This is a genomic window from Myxococcaceae bacterium JPH2 (genome assembly GCA_016458225.1).
Lineage (GTDB): Bacteria > Myxococcota > Myxococcia > Myxococcales > Myxococcaceae > Citreicoccus.
The window spans coordinates 122,837-145,413 of record JAEMGR010000010.1; the positions used below are offsets into that span (position 1 = coordinate 122,837).

The 22,577-nt window shown below is 68.5% G+C and carries 18 protein-coding genes; 4 read left to right on the forward strand and 14 right to left on the reverse strand.

Features of this window, described 5'->3' with window-relative positions; translation table 11 throughout:
* Positions 1-8: 8 nt before the first annotated feature.
* From sucD to JGU66_17915, 7 genes are all read right to left on the reverse strand, one after another.
* Positions 9-908: a succinate--CoA ligase subunit alpha gene (gene sucD, locus JGU66_17885; GenBank protein MBJ6762639.1), complete on the reverse strand. Its 900-nt coding sequence runs from the start codon at positions 906-908 to the stop codon at positions 9-11.
* 41 nt (positions 909-949) lie between these two features.
* Positions 950-2,110 carry an ADP-forming succinate--CoA ligase subunit beta gene (gene sucC / locus JGU66_17890; GenBank protein MBJ6762640.1) on the reverse strand — a complete coding sequence of 387 codons (1,161 nt, stop codon included), beginning with the start codon at positions 2,108-2,110 and terminating at the stop codon, positions 950-952.
* A gap of 277 nt (positions 2,111-2,387) precedes the next feature.
* Positions 2,388-3,194 carry a succinate dehydrogenase iron-sulfur subunit gene (sdhB, locus tag JGU66_17895; protein MBJ6762641.1) on the reverse strand — a complete coding sequence of 269 codons (807 nt, stop codon included), beginning with the start codon at positions 3,192-3,194 and terminating at the stop codon, positions 2,388-2,390.
* An 81-nt stretch (positions 3,195-3,275) separates the two neighbouring features.
* On the reverse strand, positions 3,276-5,153 hold the full coding sequence (gene sdhA, locus JGU66_17900; GenBank protein MBJ6762642.1) for a succinate dehydrogenase flavoprotein subunit: 1,878 nt from the start codon (positions 5,151-5,153) through the stop codon (positions 3,276-3,278).
* 217 nt (positions 5,154-5,370) lie between these two features.
* Positions 5,371-6,315, reverse strand: a complete 945-nt coding sequence (mdh, locus tag JGU66_17905; protein ID MBJ6762643.1) for a malate dehydrogenase — start codon at positions 6,313-6,315, stop codon at positions 5,371-5,373.
* 34 nt (positions 6,316-6,349) lie between these two features.
* Positions 6,350-7,645: an NADP-dependent isocitrate dehydrogenase gene (gene icd, locus JGU66_17910; protein MBJ6762644.1), complete on the reverse strand. Its 1,296-nt coding sequence runs from the start codon at positions 7,643-7,645 to the stop codon at positions 6,350-6,352.
* 257 nt (positions 7,646-7,902) lie between these two features.
* On the reverse strand, positions 7,903-8,460 hold the full coding sequence (locus JGU66_17915) for a sensor histidine kinase (protein ID MBJ6762645.1): 558 nt from the start codon (positions 8,458-8,460) through the stop codon (positions 7,903-7,905).
* 394 nt (positions 8,461-8,854) lie between these two features.
* Here JGU66_17915 and JGU66_17920 point away from each other — a divergent pair, with 394 nt between their 5' ends.
* Positions 8,855-11,011 (forward strand): hypothetical protein, encoded by a 2,157-nt coding sequence (locus JGU66_17920; protein ID MBJ6762646.1) that lies wholly within the window; start codon positions 8,855-8,857, stop codon positions 11,009-11,011.
* Positions 11,008-11,760, forward strand: coding sequence for a hypothetical protein (locus tag JGU66_17925; protein MBJ6762647.1), 753 nt, complete (start codon positions 11,008-11,010; stop codon positions 11,758-11,760). The genes JGU66_17920 and JGU66_17925 overlap by 4 nt, the downstream gene beginning before the upstream one ends.
* A gap of 75 nt (positions 11,761-11,835) precedes the next feature.
* On the opposite strand, the gene JGU66_17930 is transcribed toward JGU66_17925, so the two are convergent.
* On the reverse strand, positions 11,836-13,467 hold the full coding sequence (locus JGU66_17930; protein MBJ6762648.1) for a bifunctional 3-(3-hydroxy-phenyl)propionate/3-hydroxycinnamic acid hydroxylase: 1,632 nt from the start codon (positions 13,465-13,467) through the stop codon (positions 11,836-11,838).
* A 491-nt stretch (positions 13,468-13,958) separates the two neighbouring features.
* Between JGU66_17930 and JGU66_17935 the strand changes: the two genes are divergently transcribed.
* Together JGU66_17935 and JGU66_17940 are read left to right on the forward strand one after the other, a co-directional pair.
* A complete protein-coding gene (locus JGU66_17935; protein MBJ6762649.1) occupies positions 13,959-14,687 on the forward strand; it encodes a hypothetical protein in 729 nt (242 codons plus the stop codon).
* A gap of 117 nt (positions 14,688-14,804) precedes the next feature.
* Complete coding sequence (locus tag JGU66_17940) at positions 14,805-15,005, forward strand: hypothetical protein (protein ID MBJ6762650.1); 201 nt, start codon at positions 14,805-14,807, stop codon at positions 15,003-15,005.
* Between the two features lie 100 nt (positions 15,006-15,105).
* Here the strand turns inward: JGU66_17940 and menE are convergent, their stop codons facing one another.
* Genes menE through JGU66_17970 form a run of 6 tightly spaced genes read right to left on the reverse strand, consistent with a single transcriptional unit; the run spans position 15,106 to position 22,530 of the window.
* Positions 15,106-16,551, reverse strand: a complete 1,446-nt coding sequence (gene menE, locus JGU66_17945) for an o-succinylbenzoate--CoA ligase (protein MBJ6762651.1) — start codon at positions 16,549-16,551, stop codon at positions 15,106-15,108.
* Entirely contained in the window at positions 16,548-17,696 is a 1,149-nt protein-coding gene (gene menC, locus JGU66_17950; protein ID MBJ6762652.1) for an o-succinylbenzoate synthase, read from the reverse strand. Before menC ends, menE begins: the two co-directional genes overlap by 4 nt.
* Before the next feature lie 8 nt (positions 17,697-17,704).
* A complete protein-coding gene (locus JGU66_17955) occupies positions 17,705-18,625 on the reverse strand; it encodes a 1,4-dihydroxy-2-naphthoate polyprenyltransferase (GenBank protein MBJ6762653.1) in 921 nt (306 codons plus the stop codon).
* Positions 18,622-19,476, reverse strand: a complete 855-nt coding sequence (gene menH, locus JGU66_17960) for a 2-succinyl-6-hydroxy-2,4-cyclohexadiene-1-carboxylate synthase (GenBank protein ID MBJ6762654.1) — start codon at positions 19,474-19,476, stop codon at positions 18,622-18,624. The genes JGU66_17955 and menH overlap by 4 nt, the downstream gene beginning before the upstream one ends.
* The gene (menD, locus tag JGU66_17965; GenBank protein MBJ6762655.1) at positions 19,467-21,236 is read right to left on the reverse strand and encodes a 2-succinyl-5-enolpyruvyl-6-hydroxy-3-cyclohexene-1-carboxylic-acid synthase; all 1,770 of its coding nucleotides are present in this window, start codon (positions 21,234-21,236) and stop codon (positions 19,467-19,469) included. Before menD ends, menH begins: the two co-directional genes overlap by 10 nt.
* Entirely contained in the window at positions 21,220-22,530 is a 1,311-nt protein-coding gene (locus tag JGU66_17970; GenBank protein MBJ6762656.1) for an isochorismate synthase, read from the reverse strand. The genes menD and JGU66_17970 overlap by 17 nt, the downstream gene beginning before the upstream one ends.
* Positions 22,531-22,577: the final 47 nt, after the last annotated feature.

A 22,577-nucleotide genomic window follows, 5' to 3' on the forward strand; every position in this document is an offset into this window, starting at 1 on the left:
AGTAGCGGTTAGCGGTTCTTCTTGGGGGCGCCGCGCTTCAGCGCCTCCTGGAGCGTGGTGCCCAGCTCGGCGGGGCTCGCGGCCATCAGCACGCCCGCGGCCTCCATCGCCTTGATCTTCTCCGACGCGGTGCCCTTGCCGCCGGAGATGATGGCGCCCGCGTGGCCCATGCGCTTGCCCGGGGGCGCGGACTGGCCGGCGATGAACCCGGCGATCGGCTTGGTGAACTCGCGCGCGATGTACTCCGCGCCAGCCTCCTCGGCGCTGCCGCCGATCTCGCCGATCATGATGACCGCGTCCGTCTCCGGATCCGCGTTGAACAGGCGCAGCACGTCCACGAAGTCCGTGCCGTTGACCGGGTCACCGCCGATGCCCACCGCGGTGGACTGGCCCAGGCCCAGCTGCGTGAGCTGGTGCACGGCCTCGTACGTCAGCGTGCCCGAGCGGGACACCACGCCGATGCGGCCCGGCTTGTGGATGTGGCCCGGCATGATGCCGATCTTGCACTTGGCGCCGGGGGTGATGACGCCCGGGCAGTTCGGCCCGATGAGGCGCACCGGCTTGCCCTGCAGGTAGCGCTTGGCGCGCACCATGTCGTTGACCGGGATGCCCTCGGTGATGGTGATGATGAGGGAGATGCCGGCGTCGGCGGCCTCCATGATGGAGTCCGCGGCGAAGGGGGGCGGCACGAAGATGACGGAGGTGTTGACCCCCGTCTGCTTCACGGCGTCCGCCACCGTGTTGAACACGGGGACCTTGCCCTCGAAGTCGGTACCGCCCTTGCCCGGCGTCACGCCGGCCACCAGCTTCGTCCCGTAGTCCAACATCTGCTTGGCGTGGAACGAGCCCGCCGAGCCGGTGATGCCCTGGCAGAGGACCTTCGTGTTCTCGTTGACGAGGATGCTCATGGCGTTCCTTCAGGAAAAGAGTTCGAAGACGGTGCGCGCGACTACTTGATCGCCGCCACGGCCTTCTCCGCCGCCTGGCGCAGGTTGTCCGCAGGGGTGATGGCGAGCCCGGAGTTGCGCAGCAGCTCCTTGCCCTTCTCCACGTTCGTGCCCTCGAGCCGCACCACGAGCGGAATCTTGAGCTGCACTTCCTTGGCGGCCGCGATGATGCCCTCGGCGATGACGTCGCACTTCATGATGCCGCCGAAGATGTTGACGAGGACCGCCTTCACGGCCGAGTCCGCCAGGATGAGCTTGAACGCCGCCGTGACCTTCTCGCGGCTCGCGCCACCGCCCACGTCCAGGAAGTTGGCCGGGTTGCCACCCACCAGCTTGATGGTGTCCATGGTGGCCATGGCCAGACCGGCGCCGTTCACCATGCAGCCGATGTTGCCGTCGAGCGCGATGTAGGCCAGGTCGAACTCCTTGGCCTGCGTCTCACGCGGCTCCTCCTCGGCCAGGTCGCGGTACTCCAGCAGCTCCTTGTGCCGGTAGAGCGCGTTCTCGTCGAAGGTCACCTTCGCGTCGAGCGCCACCACGCCGCCATCCTTGGTGATGACCAGCGGGTTGATCTCCACGAGCGCCGCGTCCGTCTCCATGTACATCCGGTAGAGCGCTGAGCAGAACTGGACGAACTTGTTGACCGTGGAGCCAGACAGGCCCAGGCCGAAGGCCAGCTTGCGGCCCTGGAAGTCCTGGAAGCCCACCGCCGGATCCACCGTCTCGCGGAGGATCTTCTCGGGGTGCTTCTCGGCCACTTCCTCGATCTCCACGCCGCCCTCGCGCGAAGCCATGAAGGTGACGCGGCTGGAGGCGCGGTCGAGCGTCACGCCCAGGTACAGCTCCTGGCCGATGGCGAGACCTTCCTCGATGTAGACCTTGTGAACCGTCTGGCCCTCGGGCCCGGTCTGGATGGTCTTGAGCTTCATGCCCAGCATCGCCTTGGCGAGGTCCTTCGCCTCGGCGGGGCTCTTGGCGAGCTTCACGCCGCCGCCCTTGCCGCGGCCGCCCGCGTGGATCTGGGACTTCACGACGACAACCGACGTGCCCAGCTCCTTGGCGGCGGTCTCCGCCTCATTGGGAGAGAGCGCGAGGATGCCGCGCGGCGTCGGGACGCCATACTTCCGGAAGAGTTCCTTGCCCTGGTACTCGTGGATCTTCATCGAGGCTCCGGGTGAGACGAGGGAGACAGCCCCGGCGGGGCGTCAGCGCGGGGCCCTCATTGCGCAGAAAACGACGGATGGCAAGACTGTTTGCCCTCCGGCGGCGGTCGAAGTCGAGGGCCCCCGACACGACATAACCGCGAATGTCGGGCGGAATGAGCCGCCCTACAAGCCCGTCCACCTCACGAACGGGCCTTCACCAACGACGGCGGCCCCGTCTGGCGGCTCCCAAGAGAGCGCCAGCACGGGGCCGTGAGCACCAAGCCGCGAGGCGGACCTACGCCGGCCCGCTGCTGCCCTTCTGCTCGTCTTCCTTGAAGAAGATGTCCTTGATGGCCAGCTTGGTCACCTCGCGGTTCATCACCGCGATCGACGTGGTCAGCGGGATCTCCTTCGGGCAGACCTTCACGCAGTTCTGCGCCTTGCCGCAGTCCTGGATGCCGCCCGGCCCCATGAGCGCGCGCACGCGCTCCTCGGAGTTGAGCTTGCCCGTGGGGTTCATGTTGAACAGGCGAGCCTGGCTGATGGCCGCCGCGCCCACGAACTCGTTGTCCTGGGTGACTTGCGGGCACGCCTCCAGGCAGCTGCCGCAGGTGATGCACGTGGACAGCACGTACATCACGGACTGGTCCTTCTGGGACTGCCGCGGACCGGGCCCCAGGTTGTACGTGCCGTCCACCGGCACCCAGCCCTTGACCCGCTTGAGCGCCTCGAACATGCGGTCGCGATCCACCGCGAGGTCGCGCACGACGGGGAACTTCGTCATCGGCGTCAGGGTGATGGGCTGCTCGAGCTTGTCGATGAGCGCCGAGCACGCCATGCGCACCCGCCCGTTGATGTTCATCGCGCAGCTGCCGCAGACCTCTTCGAGGCACGCGGCGTCCCACACCACCGGGGCCACCTTCTTGCCATCCGAGGTGACGGGGTTGCGCTGGATCTCCATCAGGCAGGAGATGACGTTGGCGCCCTTGCGATAGGGGACCTTGAACTCGTCAAAGTGCCCGGGCTTCGCCGGGTCATCCTGCCGCCAGATGCGAAAGGTGATGGACTGGTTGCTGACGGCGCTGGCCTGTGCGGTGTCCATGATGCTGAGCCCTTCCCTTCACTTCAAAAGTCATGTGGCGGGCCCCGCGTGTCGCCGGGGCCCGAGGATGCGATGCCCCGACTACGCGTACCAGCGCGGCTCGGGATCCAGCACGGGCGTGGGGATGGGCTCGTAGGAGATCTGCGGCCCCTCCGAGGCGTAGCGCGCCATGGTGGTCTTCGCCCACTTCTCGTGGCGCTTGCGCCACAGGGCCATCCACTCGGGATCCTGCGTCGGGTCCTTGCTCTTGGGCTCGGGCAGCGAGAACTCCGGCTTGTAGTGCGCGCCGCGGCTCTCGTCGCGCAAGAGCGCGCTCGTGGCGATGACCTCGCCCAGCTCCAGCATGTTCCAGACCTGGTTCGTGTACGACAGGGCCCGGTTGGCCACCTCGCCCGTGTCCAGCACGTTCACGCGGCTCCAGCGCTCCTTCAGCTCGCGGACCTTCTCCACCGTCTTCTTCAGGCGGTCGTTGTAGCGGACGACGGTGCAGTTCTCCGTCATCACCTCGCCCAGCTCGCGCGCCAGCTGGTACGGGTTCTCCGGGCCGGCCATCTTCTTGATGGTGGCGAAGCGATCCGCCCAGTACGACTTGGCATTCTGGAAGAACTTCTCCGGCATCGCCGCCGCGCTGGTCGTCTGGCTCTTGGCGAAGTTCGCCATGGCCGGACCGCCGATCATGCCCGAGTAGATGCACGACAACAGCGAGTTGGCGCCCAGCCGGTTGCCACCGTGGAACGCGTAGTCCGCCTCTCCAGCGGCATACAGGCCCGGGATGTTGGTGGACTGGTTCTTGGGGCTGCCGTCCACCGGCATGTTCGTCTTCGCGTCGGACTCGAAGGTCACGTACAGGCCGCCCATCGAGTAGTGCATGCCCGGGAAGATGACCATGGGCGTGTGGCGCGGATCATCGCCCACGAACTTCTCGTAGATCTCCATGACGCCCTTGATCTTGGCGTCGAGCGTCTTGGCCGGGATGTGCGTGACGTCCAGGTAGACGCCGTCGCGCCCACCGATGCCCATGCCCAGATCGCGGCAGACCATGAAGATCTCGCGCGTGGCGACATCGCGCGGAACCAGGTTCTTGTACTTGGGGTACTTCTCCTCGAGGAAGTACCAGCGCTCGCTCTCGGGGATGTCCCGGGGGCTGCGCACGTCGCCCTTCTTGCGCGGCACCCAGACGCGGCCACCCTCGCCGCGCACCGACTCGCTCATCAGGCGGAGCTTGTCCTCGCCCGGGATGGAGGTCGGGTGGACCTGGATGAACTCGCCGTTGGCGTAGATGGCGCCCTCCATGAAGGCGCGACCCGCCGCGGTGCCGGTGTTGATGATGGAGTTGGTGGAGCGCCCGAAGACGATGCCCGGGCCACCCGTCGCGAGGCACACGGCCTCGGCGGGGAACGTGCGGATCTCCATGGTGCGCAGGTCCATGGCCACGCTGCCAATGACCCGGCCCGTGTCATCCTTCACCGTGCCGAGCCACTCCCAGTACTCGTACTTGGTGACCTTGCCCTCGGCCTCATAGCGGCGGACCTGCTCGTCCAACGCGTACAAGAGCTGCTGGCCGGTGGTGGCACCCGCGAACGCCGTGCGGTTGTGCAGCGTGCCGCCGAACCGGCGGAAGTCGAGCAGACCTTCCGGCGTGCGGTTGAACGTCACGCCCATGCGGTCGAGCAGGTAGATGATGCCCGGGGCCGCGTAGCACATGCCCTTCACGGACGTCTGCTCCGCGAGGAAGTCGCCGCCGCGCAGCGTGTCCTTCACGTGGATGTCCGGGTGATCACCCTCGCCCTTCGTGTTCACCGCGCCGTTGATGCCACCCTGGGCACAGACCGAGTGGGAGCGCTTGACGGGCACCAGCGAGAGCACGTCCACCTGGTGGCCCGCCTCCGCCAGCTTGATTGTCGTCATCAGCCCGGCGAGACCGCCGCCCACCACTGTGAACCGCGCTGCTGCTGCCATCATCGTCTCCTTGACTGCCAGACGCCGGGCATACATCCGGCGGACCCCGCTTCCGGCGGCGGCCCGCGCCTGGACGTCCAGTGCGAGTTCTACAGGCTAGTTAAACTGAGGGAACCTCGCCGCATCGTCGATGCGCCGGGCGATAAGCCCGCGTCATCCGCGGCATCAGGCCACGGCCCGCCGGGAACTTCCCGACGGACCGCGCCCGCGACTTCGACTACAGCTTGACCGAGTCCACCGTCTTCTTCACGGACTGGAATGACTTCTCCATCTCGGCCTTCTCCGCGTCGTTGAGCGACACGGTGATGATCTTCTCCACGCCGCCCGCGCCGATCTGCACGGGGACGCCGAAGAAGTAGCCGTTGATGCCGTACTGGCCCTCGAGCAGCGCCGCGCTCGGCAGCACGCGCTTGCGGTCGAAGAGGAAGCTCTCCGCCATCGCGATGGAGGAGGAAGCCGGGCCGAAGTACGCGCTGCCCGTCTTGTAGAGACCCACCAGCTCCGCGCCGCCCTCACGGGTGCGCTTGATGATGGCGTCCAGCTTCTCCTTGGGCAGCAGCTCGGTGAGCGGCACGCCGCCCACGGTGCTGTGGCGCACGAGCGGGACCATGTCGTCGCCGTGGCCGCCGAGCACCAGGGCCTCCACGTCGCGGATGGAGCAGCCGAGCGCCTCGGCCACGAAGCACTTGAAGCGGCTGGTGTCCAGCACGCCCGCCATGCCCACCACCATGTTCTTGGGCAGCTCGGCGATCTTCTGGAGCGCGAACACCATCGCGTCCAGCGGGTTGGCCACGTTGATGACGAAGGCGTTGGGGGCGTGCTGCTTAATGTTCGCCGCCACGTCCTTCATGATCTTCAGGTTGATGTCGAGCAGGTCCTCGCGGGACATGCCCGGCTTCCGCGGCACGCCGGCGGTGATGATGATGACGTCCGAGCCGGCCACGTCCTTCCAGTCCGTGGAGCCAGTCACTCGGCAGTCATAGCCATCCACCGCGGACAGCTGGTTGATGTCCAGCGCCTTGCCCTTGACGAGTCCCTCGGCCACCGGGATGTCGTAGAGCACCACGTCGCCGAGCTGCTTCTGAACCGCCAGCAGCGCCAGGTTGCCGCCGATCTGGCCGCCGCCGATGAGACCGATCTTCTTCTTGCGATTGTGAGCCATGGGTTCGCGCTCTCCCGTCTCCCCGGATGGGGGACTACATGTGCTTGATGATGGCCTGACCGAACTCGGAGCACTTCACCTCGGTCACCGTGCCCTGGCTCTCGAGCTTCATGAGGCGGGCGAAGTCGTAGGTGACCGTGCGGGCCGCGATGGCCTTGTCCATGCCCTGGATGATGAGGTCCGCGGCCTCGTGCCAGCCAAGGTGACGGAGCATCATCTCGCCGGACAGGATGACCGAGCCCGGGTTCACCTTGTCCAGGTCCGCGTACTTCGGCGCGGTGCCATGCGTCGCCTCGAAGACCGCGTGGCCCGTGACGTAGTTGATGTTGCCGCCCGGCGCGATGCCGATGCCGCCGACCTGCGCGGCCAGCGCGTCCGAGAGGTAGTCGCCGTTGAGGTTCAGCGTGGCGATGACGTCGAACTCGTCCGGACGCGTGAGCACCTGCTGCAGCGTGATGTCCGCGATGGAGTCCTTGATGAGGATCTTCCCGGACGCGAGCGCCGCCTTCTGCTCGGCGTTGGCGGCGTCCTCACCCTTGGCGGCCTTGGTGGCCTCCCACTGATCCCACGTGTAGACCTTGTCACCGAACTCCCGGGCGGCCAGCTCGTAGCCCCACTTGCGGAAGGCGCCCTCGGTGAACTTCATGATGTTGCCCTTGTGGACCAGCGTGACGCTCTTGCGCTTGTGGTCCACGGCGTACTGGATCGCCGCGCGAACCAGCCGGTCCGTTCCCTCGTGCGACACGGGCTTGACGCCCAGGCCCACGTCCTTCGGGAAGCGGATCTTGCCGAACTCCTTGGGGAACTCCTGCTTGAGCAGGGCCAGGAACTTGTCCGCGGCGGCCGTGCCGGCCTCGAACTCGATGCCCGTGTAGATGTCCTCCGTATTCTCACGGAAGATCACCATGTCCACCTTCTCCGGCTGCTTCACGGGGCTGGGCACGCCCTTGAAGTAGCGGACCGGACGCAGGCAGACGTACAGGTCGAGCATCTGGCGCAGCGCCACGTTCAGCGAGCGGATGCCACCGCCCACCGGCGTCGTCAGCGGGCCCTTGATGCCGACCAGATAGGTGCGGAAGGCCTCGACGGTCTCGTCGGGCAGCCAGTTGTTGACCTGCTTGAAGGACTTCTCGCCAGCGAGGACCTCGTACCAGGCGATCTTCTTCTTGCCCTTGTACGCCTTCTCGACGGCGGCATCGAAGACGGCCTGGGACGCGCGCCAGATGTCGCGACCGGTTCCATCGCCCTCGATGTAGGGGATGATCGGGTGGTCTGGGACGGTCAGCTTGCCGTTCTGCAGGGAGATCTTCTCGCCAGAGGGAGGCGCCATGGACGGAACTCCTGGGGGTGTGGCCGTGTAAGAAGAAGAGGCGGCGGATAGTCGGGAACCCGCCCCCCCGCCGTCAAGGAGTTTGGCCTTCTGCTCGGAGTGCCGGACTTATCGAATCCAGCGGCTCGGCGCGATCAGCACGCCCGCAAGTTCGCTGGGCATCATCGTCCGAGACCGCCGCGCGAGGGGGCCTCCCGAGAGAGGCCGCGCACCTCGCACCGCCCGAGGGAGCCGGGCTCGGCCCCCTCCGCCCTGCCCTACCAGCTCGCGAGCCCCGGAGCGGGCAGCTCCACGGTGACTCGCGTCCCCGACGGCAGCTCCCGCGCCACGCTCAGCGTGCCGCCCACCGACTCAAGCAGCTCCCGCGCCCGCGCCAACCGCCGGTGCGGCGAGCTGACCAGCAACGGCGCTAGGAGGATGGATTGGATCTCGCGATCAGACAGGCTCGCGCCGGGCGTGACGACGTGGAAGCGCGGCCCCACGTCTCCAAAGTCATCGGGCGGCTCCACGGTGAGGCGCACCCCCGGTGACTCGCCTCCCAAGGTGTCCGCCGCGTGGGCGAGGAGCAGCAGCAGCACCTGCTCCAGACGACGCCGGCTGACGCGCGCGATCACCGGCTCATCCGGCAGCGACAGCTTCACCTCCACCCCGCGCAGCCGGCGCGTGGCACCGAGCAACTCCAGCGCGTTGTGCGCCGCCACCGCCACATCCACCTGGAGTACGTCCGGCACGTCCACAGGCTCCAGCGCCTGTGAACGTCCTTGCGGTTCTTTCTGAAGGGCCTTGGCTCCCACGGCACTCAGGGCTGCGCTCATCGGGGCACCTCTCCGCTTGGCTGCGGATCAGAACTGTACCGGGCTTCTCCGACACCCGTCCACCCTCTCCCCGGCCCCTGCCCCCGAGGGAAACGGGCTTTGTGACATTCCGGTGACGCCAAGACTTGGGGGTGGAGTCGCTCCGCGAGGCGCTCAAGAATCACGGAATACGGGCAATCACTTAGTCACATGGAACCCTGATTCAGAAACCACCCAGCTCCGCAAAAACAGCCAGGATGCACAAATTCGATTTGACTGTTTCTCGTCAGTCCATATGATGCGACGCAGAGTCAAGTTGCCGACCGCAGGAGCGCCGGAGCAGGGAGGGACTGTTGTGCTCGCAACATCGCCGTCCATGAATGGCGTCGTCGCCCGGAGAAGAGGGTTCCAGACCATGGAAGGAGGCACTCCGGGAGTATCGGCGCGCCGCGGGGTCGAGTTCGGCAGTGGTGACGCGCTGCGAAACGTCATCCCACTTCCGCCGGCCGAGGCCGCCCTCGACGACTCCGGGTACTCGCTGCACGGGACGGGCGTGAATGCGCTCACCTGCTCGCTCGGTACTCCTGAGAACGTGCTCGGGGAGATCACCCGGCTGAGCCCCACCATTGTGTGGGTGTCGCCCCGACAGGCGCAGGTGGACACCAGTGAGAGCCGTCCCCTGCCGGTGTACCTGTCCGGCAACGGCGTGACGCTCGGGCCCCTTCACGGCGCGTTCATCCGGACGGATGCCGAGGTCGCGCACGCGCCGGTGGGACTCCAGTTGGTGGGCGTCTCCTTGGATCAGGGCCGGGAGATCGTCGCACTGCTGGCGGATGCACTGCGCCGGGGCGTGGCGGAGCCCGCGGCGTCCGCGCTGCCTGTCCAGGACACCATCGCGGACGCGGACCGGATCCGGTCCATCCTCGTGGCCATCTGCGCCGCCGGAAACAAGGGCGTGCTGCGCCGCATGGGCCGCACGGTGCGGATGGAGCTGGAGCGCTACAACCCGTCCACGTCGAGCCTGGAGTGGCGCACCGACGAGGCGGAGCCCGAGTGGGGCGCGCCCGCCTACGACATCGACGTCATCGGCTACAACTCCGCGTACCGCATGCGGCTCGAAGAGGGCCACGGCGAGGGCGCGCGGTTCTTCACGCCGCTGCCCGAGAATCTCTTCCGCATCCGCCACCGCTGGCATCGGCGAGTCCCGGCCCCCGAGGGCGTGCGCGTCCGCTTCCACCATCCTTTGTGGCGCGAGCTGGGACAGTTGGAGCGGGAGGTCCTTGACCTTTCCTTCTCCGGGCTGTGCGTGCGGTGCGCTCCGGATGACCTGATGTTCCCGGGGCTGCTTCCGCCGCTCATCGAGTTGGACACCGGCAACGGCCAGACGCTCAGCCTGCGCGGCGAGCTTCGCTACGTCACCCGCCCCCGTGCGGATGGCACCGTGCTGTGCGGCATCAGCATCCAGCCGTACTCGGTCGATGAGGCGCGGTGGGTGCGCTTCGTGTCGCAGACGATGTCGCCGGCCACCCGCACCAGCGAGGACCTGGTGGATGGCCTGTGGGATCTCTTCACGCGCTCGGGCTTCTTCAACCTGGGCGGCAGCTCCCCGGAGGCGTTCCAGGAGCTGAAGATGAACTTCGAGTCGCTCGCGCGCCGGGCCGCCGACGTTCCCCAGCTCTTCTGTCAGGCGGTCTGGCCGTCCGAGCGCGGCATCGAGGCGACCCTGTCGTTCACCAAGCCCTACCGCCATGCGTGGCTGGGGCATCAGGTGGCCAAGCGCCCCGGCAAGCCGCCCACCGGCGTCCAGGAGCCGGGGCAGATCATGCGCGACATCTACCTGCGCACGTTCGAGCACCCGCAGAGCGATCCGGACTTCCACTGGGTGGTCGCCTACGTGGAGGCGCTCAACCCGTGGATCGCCAAGGCGCACGTTCGCTACGCGCAACGCCAGATGGAGCAGGGCTCGGGGCTCGCTTACACGCGGAAGATCCAGAAGATGAAGGCCTACAGCCACGAGCTGAGCGGCCGCGACTTCCGAGAGCTGGAGATTGGCCCCGCGACGCCCAGGGAGTTGTCGCTGCTGGCGGACACCGTGGCCCGCACCTTCCCCGAGTGCTACGTGGAGTCGCTCGACTTCACGCGAGACCGGCTGGACCTGACGCCGGTGACGCAGAAGTGGAAAAGCTTCGGCATGGAGCGCGAGCGCGCCGTCCTGGTCGCCCGTCGCGCAGGTGTGCCGCAGGCCGCGGCGGTGGTTGAGTTGGGGCAGCTCGGAACCAACCTGTTCCGCCTGCTCGATAACACCCGGATGTTCTCCCTCGTCGAGGACGGCCAGCGGACCTACGCGGCGCTCATGGACGAGGCGCGTCGGTGGTACGCGGCGCGCAACCGGGAGTCCTTCCTCTTCCTGCGCGAGGACGAGGGCGGCAGCTACGTCCAAGAGGCCGGGCTGCACGACGGGCCGGATCCCTACCTGTGGATCATTTCGTCCAAGCTCGTCCCGGACTTCCTCGAGCACATCAGCGAACTGACGATCGGGCGCCGTGGCGCCCACTCCCCCCGCCAAGGATGAACCCCATGAACAAGAACCTCGTCGCCGAGCAGTACATGCCGCATGTGGCCACTGTGCGCGAGGCCCTCCAGTCGGGCCCCGCCGTTCGCACCCTGCTGGATCCGAACGTGGACCCCATGCTGCTCGAGGCGTTCCTCATCCAGCTGTGCTCCCTCGGCGTGTACATGACCGAGCCCGTGGATGGTTGGATCCGCCGCGCCGGCGAGTCATGTCTGCGCGTGGGCCTCGATGAGATTGGCAGGCAGCTCATCACCCACGCCAAGCACGAGGCAGGTCACCACCTGATGATGGTGCAGGACACGAAGAACCTCGTGGCCAGCTGGAACACGCGCCGCTCGCCGAAGCTCGACGCGGAGCAGCTCCTGAACCAGCCCCCCAGCAGGGCCATGCAGGAGTACCGGGAGATTCACGAGGAGACCATCGCCAGCGCCATGCCGGGCGGTCAGGTCGCCATCGAGTACGAGATCGAGAACCTCTCCGTGCAGTTCGCGCCGAAGCTCATCGAGCAGTGCAAGCGCGTGCTCGGCAAGGACATCATGAAGTCGCTGTCCTTCATCGAGGAGCACGTGGAGCTGGATGTGGGCCACACGGCGCTCAACGAGAACATGCTGACCCGGCTGCTGGGTCAGGTGCCCGCGCACGCGGACACCATCGGGAAGACCGGCGCCCGCGCGCTGGACATCTACCTGCGCTTCTATGGCGACTGCCTGGAGCGCGCGCGCAAGATGATGAACTCCGCCGCGGCCTGACCTTACTCCCCTTCCGAAGTCCTTCCGGGCGCTCCTGGCTTGTTCCAGGGCGCCCGGAGTCGTTTCAGGGATGGCCTAGGCGCTCGAGGCGCGCCGCGACACGCGCCCGCCCCGCCGCGTACACGGGCGGATGCGGCCCTTGAGCGAGCCGTGCAGGTCGCTCAGCGTCGTCGCATCCGCGGTGCCGAACACGTAGCGGTCCGGCCGCACCACCACCACGTCCGCGGAGTGCTTCGCGAACCAGCTCCCGAGGCGGCCCTCCACATCGACGAGTTCACCCGAGCGGCCCGCGTCGACACGGGCCGCGGGCGCCAGGTGCGCCCACGTCGCCCCCAGCTCCTCGGCCAGGGCCCGCGCGCCCTGCTGCACTTCCACCGTCGCGCCCGGCCGGGTGATGACCGCGAAGCCATCCCCCAGCGCGTCGTCCAGGAGGAGCGCCTCCCCGTTCGCGCGCTGGACCCGCGGCTGCGGAATGAGCAGCCCCTCGGCTGCGTCCTTCCCCTCGCGGCGCCCGCCCCGCATGAAGCCCTCGGAGAAGAAGAGGTTCGGCTTCATCCGGTACTCGCGGATGAACGGCCCCGTCACGGGCAACCGGTACAGCAGGTGGATGAGGGCGTTGCGCGCGCGAGACATCAGCGGACCGCCCGAGGAGAGCATCTGCCCCAGCGACTCGGAGATGCGCATCATCTCCGCCGCGTGGGGACGCCGCTCCACTTCGTACGTATCCAGCAGCGAGTCGTCCGCGCCGCCGCCGAGCACCTGCGCCAGCTTCCACGTGAGGTTCGCCGCGTCACGCAGGCCCGAGCACAGGCCCTGCCCCAGGAACGGAGGCATGAGGTGCGCCGCGTCGCCGAGCAGGAAGACGCGGCCCACGCGCCACTTCTCCGCCATGCGGCTGTGATACGCGTACACGTTGACGCTCTTCACCGTCACCGTCGCCGGATCCACGAAGGCCGAGATGATCCGCCGCACGTACTCGGGCCGGCGCACTTCCTCCAGGTCCTGCCCCGGCCGCACCACCATGTCGAAGCGCAGCTCATCGCGCGCCGTCCGCGTCGCGATGCCCACCCGCTCCGGGCCGCAGGGGTAGTAGGTGAAGTCCGGCGCCTCTGAGGTCGTCCCCACCGCGATGGCCAGCGCGTGCGCCTGCGCCGTCGTGCCCTGCAGCGCCAGGCCGAGCCGCCGACGGATGCTGCTGTGCGAGCCATCGCATGCCAGGAGGTAGCGCGCGTACACGGACTCGGTGCGCCCCGAGGCGAGGTCCTTCACGCGCACCGACACACCGTCCTCGTCCTGCACGAAGGACTCGACCTCCGAGCCCGGCCAGAACGAGACGCTCGCGTGGCGCTGGAAGCCCTTGCGAAGCGCGGCCTCCAAACGCGGCTGCGTGAAGAGCGCGCCGATGGCGTGGCCGTTCGGGCGCTCCACCTTGGCGAAGTCCACCTCCGCCAACACGCGCAGCTCGTCATCGACATACGCCATGCGCTGGCAGGGATGAAGGTCCGGCCCCAGCACATCCATCAGGCCCGCGGCTTGGAAGATGCGTTGCGTCTCGTCGTCGGCGTTGATGGCGCGAGACTGCCCATGGGGCGTTGTCTCCTTCTCGATGATCAGGGTGCGCAGCCCCTGCTGGCCCAAGAAGTTGGCTGCCATGGCCCCCACCGGGCCGCATCCCACGATGATCACATCCACAGACTCTGGAGCCATCTGCCCACTCCCCGTTGCGTGCGTGCCGTGATGTTGAGCGTGCGCCTGTCTGAATCCCCCCGTTGTCCGTGGAGTTCAGTGTAGCCCCAACATCCGGCACTCGCACCATTGCGATTTGTTTCACCGCATGTGTCTCGCGCGACACACCCCCGACGCGATTTCACGTCTCTCTCTTCACAAACGCCGCGCGCGAAATTCCTTGCATGTCTGGCAATTGTCCCGGTGAAACATGGAAAGCTGGCTCAATTCTTACCCTGGGGGTTCAACATTGCGCCCCTACCGCGCAGAACTCCTGGAACAGTCTGGTTAAATTGATGCATCAGATGAATGCGAAGGCCCCGCACGGACCGCTTGTGTGAGCTGGAGAACTCGGCGAGATTGGCGCCCCCCACCTCTCTCCCCGCCCCTTGGCGCGCCCATCAATTATGCCCAGACTGCAACTTTTCGAGCTTGAGGATCAGCCGTGGTTCCCCGCGACGCTCCGACGCGGTGTGACGGACTTCCTGGCTTTTGTATGGGGCCTGTCTGACGACCGGTACACGGAGTTCGTCACGCGGCTGAAGCGGGCGATGGAGTCCATGGGCGAACACACGCTGCTGGACATGGCGTCCGGGAGCGCGGGCCCGGTGCCCAAGCTCATCCAGCTGATGGAGGAGCGAGAGAACTACAAGGTCGACGCGCTGCTGACGGACCTGTATCCGGACGTGGAGACGTTCGAGAAGGTGAAGACGCAGCACGCCGGGCGCATCGACTACGTGTCGACGCCCGTGGACGCGACCGCGGTTCCCCCCGAGTACTCGGGCTTCCGCATCATGTGCAACTCGTTCCACCACCTGCCGCCCGAGCAGGCGCGCAAGGTGCTCGCGGATGCAGTGGCGCAGCGGCGCGGCATCGCCATCATGGAGTTGGTGGAGCGACGAGGGCCGGCCATCGCGATGACGGCCGCGGCGCTGCTCAACGTGCCCTTGACCACGCCCTTCATTCGTCCGGTGAAGCTGGATCGGCTGGCGTTCACGTATTTGTTGCCGCTCATCCCCTTCGCGGCCGCGTTCGACGGCGTGGTGTCGTGCCTGCGGACCTACTCGGTGGAGGAGATGCGCGAGCTGACGGAAGGTCTGAGCGACGACTACATCTGGGAGATTGATCGCCTGACGAACGCGGGAAATCCGTTCGGCCTGATGATGCTCATTGGGCGACCCGCTTCGACCCCGAAGGCCTGAGTTGCGCTGTCGGGAAGCGCGCACTGGCGCCTCGCGTTAGCGCGGGGCGTCGTGCTTTCCCTCGGCATCAGGCGTTGAATGGCTGCTTCCCGCGCAGTCTCGCGAAGGAGCAGACACATGGAATGGCTCGACTTCCAGCGGTGGTCCCCTGAGGTGCAGCGCAAGCTGGCGCTCCAGGTGTCCCGTCTGGAGAGGACCGTAGCGTACCGCCGCGCGGCCCCCGTGAAGTCAGGGAGCACGCTGGCGCATCGGATGTGCACGTTGCTGAGGAAGTACACGCGCACCAATCCGTGGGGCCACCCCGCCTCCGAGTGTTGAGCCTCTCCTGCCCCGGCTCCGCACCTTCGCGGGCCGGGGCGGGAGGCACTGTTTCGAGCGCTCCCGAGGCAGCCCCGTCACACGAACTCGAGGTCGAACCTCAGCGTGTGGCTTGCTGGCGCAGCACGCCGCGCTCGACCTTGCTCATCGCGTTGCGTGGCAGCTCCGCGATGAAGATGAATCGCGCGGGCACCTTGAACCCCGCGAGCGACTGTCGACACCAGACCTCGAGTTCCCCTGCCGTTGGAGCCGAGCTCCCCGCCCGAGTCACCACGAACGCGACGGGGACTTCGCCCCAGCGTGGCTCGGGCACACCGACGACCGCGCTCTCCAGCACGGAGGGGTGGTTGGCGAGCACGGCCTCGATCTCCGCGGGATAGATGTTCTCGCCTCCGCGCACGACGAGATCCGTGCGGCGTGAGAGCAAGGTCAGCCGGCCTCGCACATCGAGCACTCCGACGTCTCGCGTGCGCAACCAGCCTTCACGCAGGGCTTCGCGTGTTGCATCGGGGCGGTTCCAGTAGCCCGCCATCACCGTCTCACCGCGCACTTCGATGTCGCCCTCCTCGCCAGCACCGAGAGCACGGCCCCGCGGGTCGACGATGCGGACCTCGAGGGTGGGAAGCGGTGGCCCGGCCGTGCGGCCATCGGCTTCGCTGGGACGTTCTGTCGCCACCTGAGAACAGGCCTCGGTCAAGCCGTAGGTCTGGAGCGCGAGCAGGCCCGCCGCACGGGCTCGCGCCAACAAGGGCGTGGGCACCGGTCCGCCACCAATCAATGCGAGACGGAAGGTGTCTGGCACAGGCCGATCGCTGCGCTCGTCGAGGACCCGTTCCAGCGTGGTGGCCACGAAGCTGGCATGCGTGACGCCTGAGAAGTCGATGGCGCGGTTGACCGCGCTCGCATCGAAGCGCTCGTGGAGAAGAAGACAGCCACCCTCGAAGGCCGTTCGCGTGAGCATCGCGAGCCCGCCTACGTGGAACAGCGGCAGTGTGCCCAGCCAGCGCGGCGCGGCATGGGCTCCGAGGTTCGCTGCCGAGGCTCGCGCCGACGCGCGGAAGGCGCCCTCGGTGAGCACGGCCCCCTTCGGTCGCCCTGTCGTCCCACTGGTGAAGAGGATGACCCGTGGCGTGTCTCGATGAAGTGGCACCTGCGTGGACGAAGGCGCGCGGGAGTTCTCTGCCCAGGCCTCCAGCGGCTCTGCTCCGGGGAGGCGCTCCGCGAGAGATGCCTGTGCGAGCCTGAGCACGGGCGCGATGTCCTCCACGAGCGGCGCCAGCTCCACGGCCGTGAGCCGTGCGTTCAACGGCGCATAGATGGCACCCAGGCGACACAGGGCCCAGAACAGGAACACGACTGAAGGATGGCTCGCGGACAGCACCGCGACCCGCGAACCGCTGCCCACGCCTCGCTGATCCAACGCGGCGGTCCAACGTGAGACCTCTGTGTCCAGGGCCGCGTAGGTCCACGCGCGTCCCGCGAAGGTCAGGGCCTCCGCAGCCGGGTGATTTCGCGCGCCCTCGTGAATGGGACAGTCGAACGTCATTCCCGCTGTTCCTCCCAGCCGATTCCCGGGGCATCGGACAAGTGGATCCGCCCCGCCACGGGTCGATACGGATGGACCGGTGGCTCGTTCGTGAACAAGCGCCCCACCGCGAGCCCCGAGGCCAGCTCGCCCGACGGTAGCGCCGCCGCGAGGTGTGCCGCACCTGCTCGTGCGATCACTCCATCCAGTGAGCTGGTGACGAACGTCCGGATGCCTCGGCGTTCCGCTCGGCGCGCCCACTCGAGGGACGTCAACAAGCCTCCGAGCACCATGGGCTTGAGAACCCAAACGCGCACGGAAGGCGTGCCCTCCTCGGATGACAATGCTCGACGCAATCGCTCCGGCGACACGAGCGACTCATCCGCGGCGATGGCACACGGTGCGGACTGCTGCACTCGGCAGAGTGCGTCCCAATCCTCGGCGGGCGTGGGCTGCTCCACCAGCTCCGGTGAGTATCGATGGAGCACCCGCAGGGCTTGAATTGCCTCGGGCTCGGTCCAGCCGCCGTTCGCATCGAGGCGGATCCGTGCGCGTGGACCCGCGGCCTCGCGCACCGCTCGCACCCGGGCTTCGTCTTCGTCGAGCGGGCGTCCGGCGACCTTGAGCTTCAGCGTGTCGAAGCCTTCGGCCACGGACTGGTGCGCTTCGTCCGCGAGTACGGCGGGAGTTGCGGCTCCCAGGAGCGCATTCACGCGGACCGCGGAGCGCGCGGCTTCGAAGAAGAGCTTGCGGAGCGGGAGCCCTCGGCGCAGCGCGAGTAACTCCAGCAGGGCCTGCTCCAACGCATGCTCCGCGGCAGGCAGTCGCGGAGCCGTCCCACTCGCGCGGACTCGGACCTTTGCGCCGCCCCACCGCTCCAACTCGGTGGCGTCTCCGCTCAGCGTGGACGCAATCGCCTCCAGCGAGTCGGCGACGGTCTGGCCCACCAGCGTCGAGGACCACCGTCTCAGCGCGGATTCAGTCGCCGCGAGGGGTTCCGTGCCGAACTCAGGCAACGGCATGGCCTCGCCTCGCCCTACGTGACCCGCTTCATCCACGAGGCGCACGATCCAACCTTCGCGTGCCGCGTACGTCGCGCGCGCCGTCCGTAGCGGCCGAGCGAAGTCCAGCCGCAGCGGGGTCAGCGTCGCGTGGGCGATGCGCATGGCGCTCGTCAGCGCAGGTACAGCCCCACCGCGAAGAGCACGCCGAACACGAGCTGCAGTCGCGCCGTGCCACCCAATGCGGGGTTGAGTGCCGCGCCCTGCGACTTGAGCACGAGCTTCAAGGGCGGCACCGCCAGCGGCAGGCTCAGGAACGGCAACAGCACCCACGGACTCGCGAGGCCCATCGCGAGCAGTGCGACAGGCGTGGCGTAGGACAGCGCCAGCAGCAGCACGTACTCCGCCTTGCCGAAGCCCGAGCCGAAACGAACGACGAGCGTGCGCTTGCCGGCCTTCACGTCCGTGGTGGCATCCCGCAGGTTGTTCACCACGAGGATGCCCGTGCCCAGGCCGCCCACCGGCACCGCGGCCCACCATGCCGCGGTGCTCACCAGGCCCGCTTGCACGAAGTACGTGCCCGCCACGGCGGCGAAGCCGAAGAAGATGAGCACGAAGAGATCACCCAGGCCGTGATAGCCCAGCGGATACGGGCCACCCGTGTACGCATAGCCACACAGGAGCGAAGCCAGGCCCACGACGAGGATGGGCCAACCGGCGATCGCCACCAGGTACACGCCCACGAGCGTGGCCAGGCCGAAGCACACCAGCGCGCCCGCCATGACCGTGCTCGGCGAGATGAGCCCGCTCTGCGTCACGCGCGTGGGCCCGAGGCGCTCTGCCGTATCGGCGCCCTTCTTGAAGTCGTAGTAGTCGTTGACGAAGTTCGTCCCGATCTGGATGAGCACCGCTCCCACGAACGCGGCGATCGCGGGCAGCCAACGTCCCACGCCCTCGGCGAACGCCAGCGCGGTCCCCACCACCACGGGCACCGAGCCCGCGGTCAGGGTCTTCGGACGCGCCGCCATCAACCACGTCTTCAAGGAAGGCTGCGGCTGTCCCGGCGTGGCCAGGTTGGGAACGGTGGTGCTCATGGACTCGAGGCCTCTCTGCGCAACGCGGTGTGCTCGAACTGCGGCGCTTCGTACCAGGGTGTCTGGAGAAAAGAGAGCACCTCGCGCACGTACGCCTCGGGCGTCTCCAGGTGGGGAGTGTGACCGCAGTCCGCGAACGCGTGCCGCCACACCACCGGAAGCTCCGCCGCCATGCGCCGCGCGAGCTGGGTGAACTTCTCGTCCCGAGCCCCCGTCAGCAACAACGTGGGCAGGCGCTGTCGATGCAGACTCGGCCAGTAGTCAGGCTGGACTCCGACCCCCAGCGTCCCCAGCGCGCCCGCGAGCCCCGTGACCGTGCACGCGCGTCGGCGCTCGCGCAGCGCATCTTGATGCTGCGCGGGAAGCTGGCGCAGGCCATCGAACAGCGGCAGGGCCTCCCAGCGCTCCACGAAGGCGTCCACGCCGCGCGCCTGGATGAAGGCCGCGAGCCGGGCATCCGACTCGCGCCGCGCCGCGCGCTCCTGACGGCGATGCAGCCCCGGCGAGCCGCTCTCCATGATGAGGCGCTCGAACACCTCGGGCGCCGTCACCGCCGCCGCCAGCGCAACACGCGCGCCCTGTGAGTACCCGAGGAGATCCACCGGGCCTTCACCCAGGCTTCGCGCGAGTCGGATCACCGCGTCGACCGTCTCGACGAAGCCCTCTCGACCCGAGCGCTCGGGCAACGGCGTGGCGCCATGGCCCGGCAGGTCCACCGCCACCGCGCGCACCGAGCGACTCAGCAGGGGCTTCAGGTGGTCGAAGGAGGCGCGGCTGCCCGTGAAGCCGTGGAGCAGCAACACGGTCCGAGGCCCCTCGCCCCACGTCTCGTACGCCAGCGTCACGCCCATGGTCCGTCTCCCAGTGCGCCCGCCATCCGCGCGAAGAGCTGCCGGTGGTCATCCACGTTCGTGGCCCGGTCCACTCGCACCTCCACCACGCGCAATCCGCCTTCGAGCCCCTCGCGCACCGCGGAGCGCAGCGCCGAAGGCGTCGTGGGTCGCGAGAATCGGGCTCCGGCCAAGGCCGCCGCATGCGACAGGTCCACGCCGTGCGGAGTACCGAACAGTGTCTCGAAGGCCTCGCGCGGCGCGGACTGAGCGATGGGCAGGAACGAGAAGATGCCTCCACCGTCGTTGTTCACCACCACCACCGTGAGCGACACCCGCGCGCGAGCCGCGGTGACGAGTCCGCCCACGTCGTGAAGCAGCGCCAGGTCCCCGGTCAGCAGTACCGCCGGACGACCCGCCGCCGAGGCCATGCCCGCCGCAGTGGAGACAATCCCGTCGATGCCGTTCGCTCCCCGGTTGGCGAGCACGCGCATGGGTCCCGCGCTCGACGGCGCGAACGCGTCCACCGCGCGAATGGGCATGCTGCTCGACACGAACAACTGCGCCCCGACAGGCAGCGCGGCCACCACCTCGCTGGCCACGCGCGGCTCGGTGAGCACGTCGGGCCGCTCCGCGAACGCGGCCTCCAACGCCCCTCGGACGCGGCGCTCCCCGGAGAGGAACGACTCGGCCCACTTCCCCGGACCACGAGACAGGCCTGTCGCCAGCGCGCGACACGCGAGGACCGCCGAGCCCTCGACCACCGTGGCCGCGCGATGCGCGGGATCGAACAGCGCGCCCTCGTCACTGAAGACGACAATCTCCGCGCCGGACGCGTCGAGCCATTGCTGGGGCGCCTTCGGGGTCAGCCCTCCGCCAAAGCGCAGCACCAGCTCGGGCCGATGCGCCTGTGCGAACGCACCATGGCGCAGCAGCGCGTCGTAGCAGGACACCGTGAGCGGCCCGCCACCGAAGCGGGCCTGGGACACGGCCTCCGCGAGCACGGGGTAGCCCGTCGCGAGGCTCAGCGCGGTGATGGCTTCGTTGAAGCCATCGTCCTCGTCACGAGGACCGCAGACGATGACGCCCCTCGCGGTGGCGGCAACTCGGCGGCGCACCTCGTCCAGGATGTTCGCGTCGGGCGCACGCGAGGGCGGCACGATGCGCGTGAGCGGCACGCCCTGGCGTCCCGCTCTCGCCAGCATGGAGAGGTGCTCGGCGCCATGGGCCTCGGGCGTCGGCGCGAGCGGCTCGCGGAACGGGACGTTGAGCTGCACCGCACCTCGCGGCGCGCGCATGGCGCAACCGACCGCGCGGGCCGCGGTGGCTCGCAGGTGGGTGATGGGCGCGTTCCCCGACTCGGGCAGTCCCACGTCCGCGTAGAAGCGACTGAACTCGCCGTAGAACCGATCCTGCGGCACGGTCTGAGCCGCGCCCCACCCCTGAAGCTCCAGGGGACGATCCGCGGTCAGGATGATCAGCGGCACGTGTGACATGGCCGCTTCGATGACCGCGGGATAGAAGTGCGCCCCCGCCGAGCCACTCGTCGCCACCAGCACCACGGGCGCCCGCGAGTGCTTCGCGAGGCCCAGCGCGAAGAACCCCGCGCTCCGCTCGTCGATGACGGACCACGTGCGCAGACCCTCCGCGCTCGCGCAGGCCAGGGCCAGCGGCGAAGAGCGCGAGCCCGGACACACCACCGCGTGGCGCACGCCGCCGCGGATCAGCTCCTCCAGCAGGGCCCGGGCCCAGAGCTGGTTGAGGTTAGCGTCGGACGACATCCCCGCCTCCCAAGGCCCGCAACATCGCCAGGCTCTTCATCTCCGTCTCCCGCCACTCGGCCTCCGCGCTGGAGCCGGCGACGATGCCCGCTCCCACGAAGAGGCGCGCCCGCGGCCCTCGAACCAGCGCCGAGCGCAATGCCACCATCAAGTGCGCCCGCCCCGCGCCCACCCAACCCACCGGCCCCGCGTACCAGCCTCGGTCCAAGGCCTCGTGCTCCACCAGGAACGACAGCGCGCGCTCACGCGGCGTGCCTCCCACCGCGGGCGTCGGATGCAGCGCCGACACGACCTGCGCGGCGGTGGCCCCCTCGCGCAGCTCCGCGCGAATGCCCGTGCGCAGGTGCACCACGTTCTTCAACGTCAGGAACGCGGGCTGCTCATCCGCGGAGACCCGCTCGGCCACCGGGGCCAGGGCCGCGAGGATGTAGCGCACCACCGCCTCGTGCTCTCGGCGGTCCTTGTCGCTCGCGCCCAACCCCTCCGACTGGCCCGGCGCGGCGGAGCCCGCGAGCGCCTCCGTCTCCAGCACCCGCCCCTCCACCCGGCACAGCGTCTCGGGCGTGGCGCCCAGGAAGCAGGCCCCATCCGGCGCGCGGAACAGGAAGGTGGCGCAGCGCGGATTCTGCTCTCGCAGCCGCGACAGCACATCCACCACGTCGAAGTCGTCCGGGCCCTCGGCGTCCATCGCGCGCGCGAGCACCACCTTCTGGAAGTGGCCCGCGCCGATGTCCTCCACCGCCCGCGTGACTCGCGCCTCGAAGTCCGACCGCGAGGAGCGTGTGCGAACCTCCACCGCGCCTCCTCGGGGATGCCGGTACGCGGTGGGGAACGAGGCGCGCACCTGCTCCAGCCGCGCGCGGACCCGGGCCTCGCCCCCTTCGTTGTCCGGCGAGAAGGCGGCAATCACCACGCCTTCTCCCGAGCGACAGACGAGCACTTCGGGAAGAACCCAACGGGCCACGCCATGCGAGTCCCAGGCGGAGTCCGGCGCGCCCGTGGCCCCGAACCGCATCCCGCCGAACCACGGCCCCAGCAGCTCCACCGGCGCCGAATCGAGCCAGCGCATGCCCTGGCTCGCCAATGAGGCCAACACCGTGTGCGCCTCGGACGACGAGCGCGCTTCCCAGGCCGCCGCCTCACCCCACCCCGCCGCCGCCTCTCGCGCGAGCGGACGCTCCCAGTAGACCGAGGGAGGACCCAGCACGTCCGCTCCCGCCAGCGGATCCACCGCGGGCAAGGGCACCCACCCCGCCACCCAGCGCTGTCCCTCAACGGGAGTGAGCGTCCTCATCAGCCTTCCTCATCCATGTCGCACAGCCCATCACCTTCGGTTGTCTT